14 protein-coding genes are annotated in these 12,487 nt (G+C 56.1%); 5 read left to right on the top strand and 9 right to left on the bottom strand.

The genetic code is table 11. The features are described from left to right. The first annotated feature begins 46 nt into the window (after window positions 1–46). Window positions 47–778, top strand: a complete 732-nt coding sequence (locus E6P06_RS05625) for a response regulator transcription factor (protein ID WP_003841088.1) — start codon at window positions 47–49, stop codon at window positions 776–778. Window positions 779–865: 87 nt separating this feature from the next. On the opposite strand, the gene E6P06_RS05630 is transcribed toward E6P06_RS05625, so the two are convergent. The 6 genes from E6P06_RS05630 to E6P06_RS05655 form a co-directional block, all read right to left on the bottom strand. After that, complete coding sequence (locus E6P06_RS05630; protein ID WP_139935033.1) at window positions 866–1,870, bottom strand: carbohydrate kinase family protein; 1,005 nt, start codon at window positions 1,868–1,870, stop codon at window positions 866–868. Then, complete coding sequence (locus tag E6P06_RS05635; protein ID WP_139935034.1) at window positions 1,867–2,727, bottom strand: ketose 1,6-bisphosphate aldolase; 861 nt, start codon at window positions 2,725–2,727, stop codon at window positions 1,867–1,869. Before E6P06_RS05635 ends, E6P06_RS05630 begins: the two co-directional genes overlap by 4 nt. A 14-nt stretch (window positions 2,728–2,741) precedes the next feature. Then, entirely contained in the window at window positions 2,742–3,425 is a 684-nt protein-coding gene (locus E6P06_RS05640; protein ID WP_046671373.1) for a D-lyxose/D-mannose family sugar isomerase, read from the bottom strand. A gap of 120 nt (window positions 3,426–3,545) precedes the next feature. Next, the gene (locus E6P06_RS05645; protein WP_003826688.1) at window positions 3,546–4,487 is read right to left on the bottom strand and encodes an ABC transporter substrate-binding protein; all 942 of its coding nucleotides are present in this window, start codon (window positions 4,485–4,487) and stop codon (window positions 3,546–3,548) included. Between the two features lie 88 nt (window positions 4,488–4,575). Then, window positions 4,576–5,571 (bottom strand): ribose ABC transporter permease, encoded by a 996-nt coding sequence (locus E6P06_RS05650; protein WP_003031803.1) that lies wholly within the window; start codon window positions 5,569–5,571, stop codon window positions 4,576–4,578. After that, on the bottom strand, window positions 5,564–7,087 hold the full coding sequence (locus E6P06_RS05655) for a sugar ABC transporter ATP-binding protein (protein ID WP_139935035.1): 1,524 nt from the start codon (window positions 7,085–7,087) through the stop codon (window positions 5,564–5,566). Before E6P06_RS05655 ends, E6P06_RS05650 begins: the two co-directional genes overlap by 8 nt. Window positions 7,088–7,201: 114 nt before the next feature. Here E6P06_RS05655 and E6P06_RS05665 point away from each other — a divergent pair, with 114 nt between their 5' ends. The 4 genes from E6P06_RS05665 to E6P06_RS05680 all read left to right on the top strand — a co-directional run bounded on the left by E6P06_RS05665 (window position 7,202) and on the right by E6P06_RS05680 (window position 10,691). Continuing rightward, window positions 7,202–9,466 (top strand): hybrid sensor histidine kinase/response regulator, encoded by a 2,265-nt coding sequence (locus E6P06_RS05665; protein WP_115489424.1) that lies wholly within the window; start codon window positions 7,202–7,204, stop codon window positions 9,464–9,466. Between the two features lie 69 nt (window positions 9,467–9,535). Further along, on the top strand, window positions 9,536–9,865 hold the full coding sequence (gene yjdP / locus E6P06_RS05670) for a DDRRRQL repeat protein YjdP (RefSeq protein ID WP_003031807.1): 330 nt from the start codon (window positions 9,536–9,538) through the stop codon (window positions 9,863–9,865). Window positions 9,866–10,020: 155 nt separating this feature from the next. Beyond that, window positions 10,021–10,323 carry a type II toxin-antitoxin system RelE/ParE family toxin gene (locus E6P06_RS05675; RefSeq protein WP_046671374.1) on the top strand — a complete coding sequence of 101 codons (303 nt, stop codon included), beginning with the start codon at window positions 10,021–10,023 and terminating at the stop codon, window positions 10,321–10,323. Window positions 10,324–10,349: 26 nt separating this feature from the next. Continuing rightward, complete coding sequence (locus tag E6P06_RS05680; RefSeq protein ID WP_046671375.1) at window positions 10,350–10,691, top strand: HigA family addiction module antitoxin; 342 nt, start codon at window positions 10,350–10,352, stop codon at window positions 10,689–10,691. 52 nt (window positions 10,692–10,743) lie between these two features. Here the strand turns inward: E6P06_RS05680 and phnP are convergent, their stop codons facing one another. From phnP to phnN, 3 genes are read right to left on the bottom strand one after another with little or no spacing between them, the layout of a single operon-like run. Further along, complete coding sequence (gene phnP, locus E6P06_RS05685) at window positions 10,744–11,502, bottom strand: phosphonate metabolism protein PhnP (protein ID WP_103849062.1); 759 nt, start codon at window positions 11,500–11,502, stop codon at window positions 10,744–10,746. A gap of 8 nt (window positions 11,503–11,510) precedes the next feature. Further along, on the bottom strand, window positions 11,511–11,945 hold the full coding sequence (gene phnO, locus E6P06_RS05690) for an aminoalkylphosphonate N-acetyltransferase (protein ID WP_003031809.1): 435 nt from the start codon (window positions 11,943–11,945) through the stop codon (window positions 11,511–11,513). Continuing rightward, window positions 11,932–12,486: a ribose 1,5-bisphosphokinase gene (phnN, locus tag E6P06_RS05695; RefSeq protein WP_003841102.1), complete on the bottom strand. Its 555-nt coding sequence runs from the start codon at window positions 12,484–12,486 to the stop codon at window positions 11,932–11,934. Before phnN ends, phnO begins: the two co-directional genes overlap by 14 nt. Window position 12,487 lies beyond the last annotated feature (1 nt).

A 12,487-nucleotide genomic window follows, 5' to 3' on the forward strand; every position in this document is an offset into this window, starting at 1 on the left:
GATATTACTCACAATAAGATGATAACGAAGTGGACGGAGTCGAATGATGAAACCCGTTGTTCTGGTTGTGGATGATGACGTGGCAGTCTGCTCGCTTTTACAGGATGTGCTGAACGAACACGTCTTTGCGGTGACCGCTTGTCACACCGGACAGGAGGCGTTGCGCTGCATTGAGACTCATCCGGAGATCGCGCTGGTATTGCTGGATATGATGTTGCCCGACATCAACGGTCTGATGGTGCTGCAGCAGGTGCAAAAGATGAGGCCTGGATTACCGGTGGTGATGCTGACCGGGCTTGGTAGCGAGTCGGATGTGGTGGTCGGGCTGGAAATGGGCGCTGACGACTATATCGGTAAACCGTTCAATGCGCGGGTGCTGGTGGCTCGGGTAAAGGCGGTGCTCAGACGCGTTGGCGTGTTAACGGCAGAAAGCGGCGGCCCACAGACCACGGGGCTTTCTTTCAATGGCTGGCATCTCGATACCGCCGGTTGCCAGCTTCGTAATCCTCAGCAATTGAAGGTGGACCTGACGCAGGGGGAATACAGCCTGCTGTTGGCGCTGGCCCAAAATGCCCGCCGGGTGCTGAGCCGGGAACAACTGCTGGAGCTGACGCGTAGCGACAGTGTTGAGGTGTTTGACCGCACTATTGACGTGTTAATCATGCGCTTGCGGCGAAAAATAGAGATTAACCCGCATCAACCGATGTTGATCAAAACCCTGCGCGGGTTGGGCTATGTATTCGCCGCCGACGTGCAGCATCACGATAAGGCGGCGTGATCGTGTGCACTTGCCGGATGCGGCGTAAACGTCTTATCCGGCCGACAAAAGCGACAACGATCCCGTAGGCCTGATAAGCGCAGCGCATCAGGCGTCAACCATTTCTGCTTTTAACTCTGCCAGCGTCTTCGCGCCGTCTATCGCATTGGCGCACAGCAAGCTTGCCCGCGCACAGGCGTGTGCCAACCTGACGCTGTCCGTCAGCGACCAGCGCTCATGACAGCCATACAAGAATCCGGCGCAAAACGCATCACCCGCCCCGACGCTGCCAACGATCTCTTCCTGCGCCAGGTACTGCGACGGGATCCAGACGCCCGGCAGATCCGGCGCTTCACCCCAGGCACCTTCCGGACAGTGAATAACCACCCGCTGGCGTATGCCTGCATCCAATAATTCGCGCGCGGCGGTAGCGATATGCGGGATATGTAGCTCGCCGTTGGACTGGCGGATCTCCAGCCCGCTAAATTCTCCGGCTTCCAGCTCGTTAATTACCAGATAGTCGAGATGGCGCAAGGCTGGCATCACCAGTGGCTGGTAGCGCGGGTCGCCCTTGCGTGAGACCAGATCCAGCGATGTTTCAAAGCCGTTGTCGCGCATTTGCGCCAGCAGCCTTGCGCTACGCGTCCCGTACTCCTCATCCGGCATGTCCAGACTGTCGAGCAGCAGCAGATATCCCAGATGGAAGATTTTCATCGAGGTATCCAGTTGCTCAAAAGCGGGCAAATCCAGCAGTCTGTTGGCGCCCGGCGAGTGGAAAAAGGTGCGCTGACCGCTGGGATCGGTCATCACCTGCGACATTGACGTGGGCGCGAATGTCGTGCGCTGCACGTGTTGGCGATTAACGTGATACTGCTCCAGCATCGCCATGATGTAGTCGCCATCGCTGTCCTGACCGATTAACCCCACCGCCTGCAACGGCAGCCCAGTGTGCATTTTTGCCAGCGTCAGCAGCACATTAAGCGGCGCACCGCCCGTGGCGCGTTCGCTACGGGTGATTTCCGCCAACCAGCCGCGTTCCGGCCACTGCACAATTTGATGCACATGATCGACCAGCATGTTGCCTGCGGCGATAACGCCTTTGCGTTCCATCAGACCCGTCCCGCGCTGCCAAAAATGCGCATCTGTTCTGAAACGGTATCGGTAATGGCTTCCTCAATGCCGAGCAGCAGTTCAGCGAATTCGTCGTATAAGGGCTGACGATTCGCCATCCGCGTCTCCACTGCCGACAGCGCCGCCTGCGACATGCCGGTATAGAAGTTGATTTTGTGAATGCCGAGTTCAATTGCGCGCTTGAAATCGTCGTCGCTGATGCCGGAGCCACCGTGCAGTACCAGCGGGATTGCCGCCTGCTGGCGAATGGTGTCCAGACGCGGGAAGTCGAGCAGCGGTTCGCCTTTATATTTGCCGTGGGCGTTGCCAATGGCGACCGCCAGCGCGTCAATCCCGGTTCTGTCAACGAAATCACGCGCCAGAATTGGGTCGGTAAACAGTGATTCGTCGGCATGACCGTACAGCGCACCGCCTTCATCGCCACCGACTGCGCCCAACTCAGCTTCCACCGACACGCCGACGGCGTGGCACATCTTTACCACTTCACGGGTCTGACGGATATTTTCTTCGTACTCCAGCGTGGAGCCATCGAACATCACTGAGCTGAAACCTAAGCGTAACGCTCGCACCACCGACTCAAAGTGCAGGCCGTGGTCAAGATTCAGCACTACCGGAATGTCATGCCGCGCGGCTTCGAATTTGACCGCTTCGACCAGAGAATCTAGCGAGATATATTTAAAATGCACCTCGGCAATGTTGATAATAAACGGCGAACGTTCTTGCTTTGCTGCGGCAAACAACGCGCGCAGGAAATGTGAATCCAGAACGTTAAACGCCCCTAAGGCATAGCGGTGCTCGCGGGCATGGGCAAGGCCATCAGCGAGTGAGATCAACGGCATAATGTGCTCCTTGGTTAGCGGAACAGGCGATATTCGTTACACAGCACCAGCATCGCCGGTTCGTCTTCTTCAATGTCGTTGTAGCGGGAAATCGGTTGCAGAAAATGGTTGTCGTGGTCGTCGTCATTAACAGAAGAGACCTCGCCAACCAGCACGTCGCCAAAACCTTCTTCCGCCCAGAAGCTGTGATACAGGCCCGGCGGCAGGCAGATGCTTTCACCCGGCGTCAGGCGCAGTTGACTGCCTGCGGCATGGGTTTGCCGACAGCCGTCAATTACCACGCTAACGTCGCTGTCTTCCGTTTGCTCGCGGATCCCTGCATTCCACAGTTCTACAATGAGATTGCCTCCGCCGCGATTGATAATGTCTTCGCGTTTGCGCCAGTGAAAATGCATCGGCGTGACCTGTGCATCGCGAACATGCATGATTTTCTCGGCGTAGCATTTCTCGTAAGGCATGCCTTTCGGCGAACCATTACGCAGGGTGAACAGCGTTAATCCTTGCGCGGCGAAATTGTTGCCGCCAAACGCGGTGACATCCCAACCGAGCTTAAGGTCGAACACTTCGCTCCAGGCAGCGGCATCAAGCTTGCGCCATTGGGTCGGGGGGAAGCTGGCAAAAGGGGGGAGATGCACGTCGTGCTGAGAGAAAAACTGGCGCGTGTGGCCAAGGATCTCGTTTATTGCGGAGCGTTTCATCGGCTGAATCCTCCTTAATATAATGCCGGATGGTGCCGCGCTTATCCGGCCTACAAATTCATAGCGATCTTGTAGACCGGATAAGGCATCTTTGCCGCCAACCGGCGTTGTTGTGGCGGGCTATTTCACCGTCCAACCCTTATAACTGCCGACGTTGTTTTTATCGATCATCGTCACTGGGATCAGCACGGGTTCTTTCGGGGCGGGTTTCCCCTGCAGTATGTCATAGCCGATTTCAACCGCTTTGGCAGCCATCACCTGCGGATCTTGTGCCGGAGTCGCCACAAATAGTGAGTTTTCGCGCTTCAGCGCTTCTTCACCGTCTGGGGATCCATCTACGCCGACAATAAAGAATTCGCTACGCTGCGCCTGTTTTGCCGCCAGATCGGCGCCGATCGCCGTGGGATCGTTAATGGCGAATACGCCGTCGATCTTCGGATTCGCCGCCAGCAACGCGGTCATGATCTCCAGCCCGCCTTCGCGACTGCCTTTGGCGTTTTGGTTATGCGACAGCACCTTGATGTCCGGGTGGCGTTTAAACTCAGTCTGGCAGCCTTCCACACGGTTCTGGACGGCAGAAACCGGCGGCCCGTTGATGATGACGACGTTGCCTTTCCCTTTCAGACGGTCGGTAATGTATTTACAGGCCATTTCGCCTGCCTGAGTGTTATCGGAAGTTATGGTCGCGTCTGCGCCTTCCGCCGCTACGTCAACGGCAACCACCACGATCCCGGCGTCTTTCGCGCGTTTAACCGCCGGGCCAATGCCTTTGGAGTCGGCGGCGTTAAGGATAATCATGTCGACTTTGGCGGCAATAAAGTTGTCGATTTGCGACACCTGTTGCCCCAGATCGTAGCCGCTGGAAACCAGCGTGACTTTAACGCTATCACCTGCCAGTTTGCGTGCTTCCAGCTCCGCGCCTTTGGTGATCTGCACGAAGAACGGGTTGGCCAGATCGCCCACCGTAACGCCGATGGATTTCAGTTCTTTTGCCTGCACAAATGGAGCTGCAGCAAGCAGGGCGCCAGCACAGAGCGCGGTCACTAATGGCTTCAAACGCATACTCGTTTCCTCACGTAGGGTATTGTTGTTATACGCCTGATGGCGCTGCGCTTATCAGGCCTACGAATGAGTAGGCCAGTAAGCTTGTCTATGCACTTTGATGGTGTCGGGTACGGTATTTGTCGATCAGCACCGCTATGATGATCACCGCCCCTTTGATCACCAATTGCCAGAAATAGGAGACGCCCATCAGCGTCATGCCATTATTGAGCGTGGCAATGATCAACGCCCCCACCAGCGTGCCGGTGATGGTGCCGATCCCGCCAACAAAGCTGGTGCCGCCGAGGATCACCGCCGCGATGGCGTCCAGTTCGTAACCCATACCTAAGTTGCCATTGGCGCTGTACAGTCGCGAGGCGCTCATCACCCCGCCAAGACCTGAGAGCAAACCGCTCATGCCGTAGACGAACAGCAGCACCAGCCACACTTTGATCCCGGTTAAGCGCGCGGCCTGCATATTGCCGCCAACCGCATAGATATGAACGCCGAGCGTTGTGCGCCTAAGAATGAACCAGCACACCACCACCACCGCCAGCGCAATGACCACCAGCCACGGAACCGGACCGAGATAGTTGTTGCCGATCCACTCAAAGCTGATGTTGGAGTTAATCACCGTGGTGCCGTCCGCCAGCAGATAGGCCGCGCCGCGCAGCGCCGTATAGGTTCCAAGCGTGACGATAAACGGCGGCAGGCCGGCAAAAGCGACCAGCGCGCCGTTAAACAACCCCAGCACCATGCCGAGCAACAGTGCAGCAGGGACTGACAGCATGGCAAACTCAGGAATGAGAGAAACCACCATGGCTGCGACGGCGGTGGTGCCGAGAATCGAACCAACCGAAAGATCGATGCCGCCGGTTAAAATAATGAAGGTCATGCCAGCGGCCAGCACGATGTTGATCGACGCCTGGCGGGTAATATTCAGCAGGTTGCTTTCGGTAAAAAAGTTAGGCGCGATAAAGCCAAACACCGCCACTATCAGGATGAGAATCGGTAAGATACCGACCGTTTGCATCAGATCGCTCATCAGCATTTTTTTTGCGGAGGCGGATTTCGCCACCTGCTGGGGAGTGGTTGGATTATTCATGGGGTACCGCCTGATGATGGGAGTCGTTCACGCCGGTTGCCAGCGTCATAATATTTTCCTGGGTAATACTTTGTCCGTTCAGCTCGCCGGCAATACTGCCTTCGCGCATGACGTACACGCGGTCGCTCATCCCGACCACTTCCGGTAGTTCGCTGGAGATCATCAGGATCGCCACGCCTTTGCGCGCCATATCGTTCATGATCCGGTAGATCTCGCTTTTGGCGCCGACGTCCACGCCGCGCGTGGGTTCATCGAGGATCAAAATGCGTGGCCCGATCGCCACCCAGCGCGAAATCAGCAGCTTTTGCTGGTTGCCGCCGGACAAGCCGCCTGCGCGGACCTGGGCATGCGGGACGCGAATATTGAGCAATTTGATGGCGTCATCAGAAATCGCCTGCGCCTTTTTGCGATCGAGCATGCCCCAGTTCGCGTCACGTTCCAGCGTTGCCATGGTGATGTTTTCTGCCGCTGCCAGCTCTAAAAATAATCCCTGCTCTTTGCGGTTTTCCGTCAGAAAGCCAATGCCGTGGTCAATTGCTTCGCGCGGGGAGTGGATCACCACCGGTTCACCGTCCACTTCAATCATGCCGCCGATGGCTTTGCGCACGCCAAAAATCAGCTGCGCCAGTTCAGAACGCCCGGCGCCAACTAACCCGGCCAGGCCGACGATCTCCCCGGAACGCACCAGCAAGCTGCACGGCTGGACTTTATGGCCGTCGGTAAGGTAATGGACGTTGAGGCGTGCTTTACCTAAGGGAATGTCGCGCTCTTTGTTGAACAGGTCGCTCAACGGACGGCCCACCATCATGCGCACTAGCTCCGAGGCGTTGAGTTTGTCGCGGGTCAGGCTGCCAACATATTGCCCGTCGCGCAGGACGCTGACGCGATCGGAGAGTTCGTACACTTCCGCCATGCGGTGGCTGATGTAGATAATCGCCATCCCCTCATCGCGCAGGCGCATGATCAGTTCAAACAGGCGGTGGGTTTCACGTGAGGAGAGGGCGGCGGTGGGTTCATCCATCACCAGAATGCGGCTGTTACGGTGCAGGGCACGGGCAATTTCAACCTGCTGCTGTTCGGCGATGGTCAACGTCATCACACGGTCGCTGGCCTTAAACTGGGCGCCGAGTCGATCGATGACTTTCTGTGACTGCATGACCATCTCTTTACGCTGGACCAGACCGCCGCGCGACAGCTCGCTGCCAAGAAAGATATTTTCTGCCACCGTCAGGTTCGGCGCGAGCTGCATCTCCTGATAAATCAGCGTGATGCCTGCGCTGAGTGCATCTTTGGGACCGCGAATGTGAAACGGCTGACCGTCAATCAGGATTTCACCGCTGGTGGCGGTATAGGCGCCCGCGAGGATCTTCATCAGGGTGCTTTTCCCCGCACCGTTCTCGCCCATCAGGGCATGAATCTCGCCCGGCCAGACCGTTAAATCGACCCCTTTCAGCGCGTAAAATTTGCCAAACGCTTTAGCAATGTTGCGCATCTCCAGAACCGGTGTCCTGCTCATAGAGGATCTCCTGTGGGGTGGCCGATATCAGCAGTCCATCACAGGAATGTAAATGCAAAATGTCAGAAGCCGTTCATATTTGTCATATTGCGATTTTTCTTCACGGAGCGTGATATGCCGCAACCGGGACGTCACTTTTTCGCCAGTGCGCGTGGACGATTACTGTTCTTCAATCTGCTGGTGGTGGCGGTCACGCTGATGGTGAGCGGCGTGGCGGTGCTGGGGTTTCAGCACGCAAGCCAGATCCAGGAGCAGGTGCAGCAGCAAACCGTTGACGACATGACCGGCAGCATGAACCTGGCACGGGATACGGCGAACGTCGCGACAGCGGCGGTGCGGCTGTCGCAGGTAGTCGGGGCGCTGGAATACAAAGGGGAAGCGGAGCGGCTGCAGGAGACGCAAAGGGCGCTGAAGCAGTCGCTGGAACAACTGGCTACCGCGCCGCTGGCACAGCAGGAGCCGGTGCTGGTCGAGCGAATTATCCAGCGCAGCCAGGAGTTACAAAGCAGCGTAGAAGGTATGTTGCAGCGCGGTCAGCGGCGGCACCTGGAACGTAACGCGCTGCTCAGTTCGCTGTATCAGAATCAAAGCTATTTACGTCATCTGCAAAAGCTCACCGGCGCGCAGGACGATGTGCTGCTGGGGCAGATGGACCGCTTAATTGTTGCCGCCATCGACACGCCCACGCCGCGTTCGGTGGTGAAACAACTGGATGCAGTGATGCCCGCTCTTCCCTTGCTGCATGCCAATCCGCTGATTAGCGGTATCCTCAACGACTTCAACCAGGAGCTGCATAAGCTGGAGCCGCTCTCCTCCGCGCTGGAGCAAAGTGATTTGGCCATCAATTGGTATATGTTCCACATCAAAGCGTTGGTGGCGATCCTCAACAGCGATATCAACCAGTATGCCTCGCAGGTGGCGCTGATCTCAGAGCAGCGGGTGGCGCAAAACCATCAGGAACTGCAATCCGGCGCGTTGTTTATTTTAGTGTTTGCGCTGCTGGCGGTGGTGATCACCGGTTTTGCCGGGTGGTATATCTACCGTAATCTCGGCTCCAACCTAACGGCCATTTCGCGGGCGATGACCCGACTGGCGCACGGTGAATCAGACGTCAGTGTCCCGGCCCTGCAGCGGCGCGATGAGCTGGGCGAGCTGGCCCGCGCCTTTAGCGTCTTTGCCCGCAATACGGCATCGCTGGAGCACACCACTCGACTGCTAAAAGAAAAAACCAGCCAGATGGAAATCGATCGCACCGAGCGTCAGGGGCTGGAAGAAGCGTTGTTGCACAGCCAAAAGCTGAAGGCGGTGGGGCAACTGACGGGTGGATTAGCGCATGATTTCAATAACCTGCTGGCGGTGATTATTGGCAGTCTGGATTTGGTGAATCCGGAGTCGCCCGATGCGCCACGGGTCAATCGGGCGCTAAAAGCCGCCGAGCGCGGGGCGCTGCTTACCCAACGGCTGCTGGCCTTTTCGCGCAAACAGTCATTGCACCCTCATGCGGTGGAGCTGAAAACCTTGCTGGAAAACCTGGGCGAACTGATGCGCCACTCTCTTCCGGCCACGTTGACGCTGGAGATTGAAGCCCAGTCGCCTGCCTGGCCCGCGTGGATTGACGTCAGCCAACTGGAAAACGCCATTATCAATCTGGTGATGAACGCCCGTGACGCCATGGACGGGCAGGCGGGCACGATAAAAATCCGTACCTGGAATCAACGGGTTACGCGCAGCGATGGGCGTAAGCAGGACATGGTGATGCTGGAGGTAGCCGACCAGGGAAGTGGGATGTCGCAGGAAGTGAAAGCGCAGGTCTTCGAGCCATTTTTCACCACCAAACAGACCGGCAGCGGCAGTGGGCTTGGGCTGTCGATGGTTTACGGTTTTGTGCGCCAGTCCGGTGGCCGGGTGGAGATTGAAAGCGCCCCCGGGCAGGGAACGACTGTCCGGCTGCAACTGCCTCGCGCCGTTGTTCCGGTGCAGGCTCAAGTGGAAGCGGTAGCGCAACACACAACGACCAACGATGAAAAACTGGTGTTGGTGCTCGAGGATGAGGACGATGTACGCCAGACGTTGTGCGAGCAATTACACCTGCTGGGCTACCTGACGTTAGAGGCCGCCAACGGCGAACAGGCGATGCATATGCTGGCGGCTTCATCCGAGATTGATATTTTTATCAGCGACTTAATGCTGCCTGGTGGTTTAAGCGGCGTGGATGTGGTTAACCATGCCCAGGCACATTATCCGCAGTTGTCCATCTTGCTGATGAGCGGTCAGGATTTACGCCCGGCGCATAACCCGGCGCTGCCGGATGTGGCACTATTGCGTAAGCCTTTTACCCGGGGAGAGCTGGCGCAGGCGCTGCGGCATTCGCGTAATTGAGATTCCTCCGCTACCCGCGCAAATACGCTTTGGTTACCGTGGGGCGAGTTTCTTGATGAGGCTGGTTTTATGCAACGCTCCGCGACATTCCTTCTTTTTAGTTTGCTGATGCTGACCACCGTATCGGCGCAGGCGGATATTATCGATGACGCCATTGGTAATATTCAGCAGGCGATAAACGACGCATACAAACCGGACAACGGGCGGGATTATGATGATTCCCGTGATGAAAGCTGGCAGCGCCAGATGAGTGACGACCGGCGCAGGCAATATGACAATCGCCGCCGCCAGTTTGAAGATCGACGTCGCCAACTGGATGACCGTCAGCGCCAGCTTGATCAAGAACGGCGTCAGTTAGAAGACGAAGAACGCAGAATGGAAGAGGATTACGATCGTTAACTGTAACTATCTAAATGTAAGAATATTTTATCCCCTGTAAGGGATTTCGCTGTCAGCTCAACATCTCGCCATTTTATGTTAATAAATGCACTTGAGCACAGTGCATGTATGCATTATAATCTCTCTATACTTATGGAAAAGGAGCCGGCAATGGAATGTCTAAATCATTAAATATCAGGAGCTTTCGGGATACATGGCTTGAAGATTTTTTTGAGCGGGCGACATCGCACAGAAAAATACCAGCGGATATTCATACTGCATTAGCCAGAAAGCTGGATATCATTAATGCGGCTGTTTCGCATCGGGATTTGCGCTCGCCACCCGGTAACAGATATGAAGAGTTAACCGGAAAATTACAGGAATATTCTTCAATCAGAGTAAACAAGCAGTACCGATTAATATTTAAATGGGTTAACGGTAAGGCCGAAGATGTGTACTTAGATCCACACATCTACTAGAACTAGAGAAAATCTAAGGTAACGATATGAAACAGGCAACCAGAAAACCCACGACTGTGGGTGATATCCTGCAATATGAATACCTGGAGCCGCTCGGACTGAAAATTAACGATCTGGCTGAAATACTGCATGTTCATCGCAATACGGTGAGCGCACTGGTCAACAATAATCGCAAATTAACAACGGATATGGCGTTTCGTTTGGCCAAAGCGTTCGATACCTCCGTTGATTTCTGGCGTAACTTACAGGCGGCGGTTGACCTGTGGGAAGTTGAAAATGACATGCGGGCGCAAGAAGAACTGAACCGCATTGTTTCGGTTAAAGATTTTATCGCTCAGCGAAATAGCGAGTCTAAAAAAGTCGCCTGACTGTCGTCTTGTCGGCCGGATAAGATGTTTTCATCGCATCCGGCAAATTTCCTTACTCCAGCATAATCTCCATACCGTCATATCCTGCCTCAAACCCTGCGGGAAGCTGGTTTTCCATCATCCACAGGTCGAACTGATGGCTGATATGCGTCAGGATCACCCGTGGACAGCGGATAATGTCGTTCAACGCGATAACGGTATTTAAATCACAGTGATTGCGCGGTGGCTCGGAGCGCGGGGCATGGCTGCAGTCGATGATAATCACCTGGGGTTGGTTATTGTGGAGAAACTTCAGCGTCTTGTCGGGAAGTCCGGCGGTATCGGAGAGCCACGCCACGCGGCTATGTGCGGTCTCCAGCAGATAACCAAACGTCAGCTTTGAATGGTTGAGCGGTAGCGGCGTGACCTGCAATCCTTGCAGGTCAAACACTACGAATGGCGCGACGGTATGGCTAAAATCGAGGATGCCGGGATGCTTAAACAGATCGTCGCAACCCTGTTCATCCGGCGGTCCGTACACCGGGATAGTCGCCCCCACGCCCCAGCGCAGCGGAAACAGCCCCTGCACGTGATCCATATGATAGTGGGTCAGCAGAAACTGCTGGAAGCTGCCCACTGGCCAGTCGTCCATCAGATGCGGGATCCCCGCGTCCAGCAGCGTCACCGCATTGTTGAATTTGACCACCCCGCTACAAGGGCGTCGACGATATTGCGCCTGTAAGCGTGCTCGTTGGCAGGCCGCACAGTCGCAGCCAAATGTCGGCACCAGCTGTGCGCCGCCAGTTCCCGTTAGCGTAATGATCAGACTCATGGCTTCCCCTACAGCGGTTTGGTGAAGCGAAAATGGCTCATGGTATAGCCTTCGCGCTGGTAAAAACGGTGTGCGTCAAGGCGTTGGGTGCTGGTGGAAAGCTCGGTGACTTCTGCGCCCGCTTCGCGTGCGGCGGCTTCGGCCCAGGCCAGTAGCTGGCTGCCAACCCTTAACCCTCGCGCCTGCGGCATCACCACCAGTTCCTGGATTTCGCCAATCCAGTTGGCGTGGTGCAGATGAAACTGCAGGTGTAGACCGATCAAGCCTACGACCTGTCCGTCGATCAGTGCCAACTGGTAGTGCATATTGGCATCTTGCAGATTAGCGGCGTAACCAGCGCTAAAAGCCTGCAGGTCAAATTGACCCTGCTTCAACTCGCAGATGAGCGCGTAAACCGCATCGGTATCGTAGAGCGTGGCGCGGCGTAATTCACAGACAGACATGTTTCTTCTCCTTGCGTCCCATCAGTGCGAGCAGTGTATCGACAGACTGTAGCAAACTACCATCGTTATTCAGGACGTGGCAGTCATACGGGGCGTAGCGGGCTGCGCGTTCAAGACGGGCGGCGATTTCCGTTTCGCTCTCCCGCCCACGCGCCTGCAGGCGCTGGCGGAGAATTGCCGGAGAAACCTGTAAGCAAATGGGAAGCAAAGAAGCGCCATAACGGGCCTGCGCCTGGGGCAGATGCGCACGCGAGCCGTTGACCACCACATCAAAACCAGCGTGCAGCCAGAGGTCTATCTCCACGCCGACGCCGTAGTAGAAGCCGTTGGCGTGCCAGCTCAGCGCCAGCAGATTCTGCCCGGCGCGGGTAAAAAACTCTGGTTCACTTAGCGCAATATGATTTTCATTCCCGGCGTTGGCGGCGCGGGTGATGTAGCGATGCGCCACCAGCAGTTGTGCCGGTTCCTGCTGGCGCAATTCTGCCAGCAGACTGTCCTTACCGGAGCCGGACGGCCCCATCAGCCAGATCAGTTTACCCATA

Origin of the sequence: Citrobacter sp. CF971 (assembly GCF_006385635.1) — a bacterium.
GTDB classification, from domain to species: Bacteria; Pseudomonadota; Gammaproteobacteria; order Enterobacterales; family Enterobacteriaceae; genus Citrobacter; species Citrobacter freundii.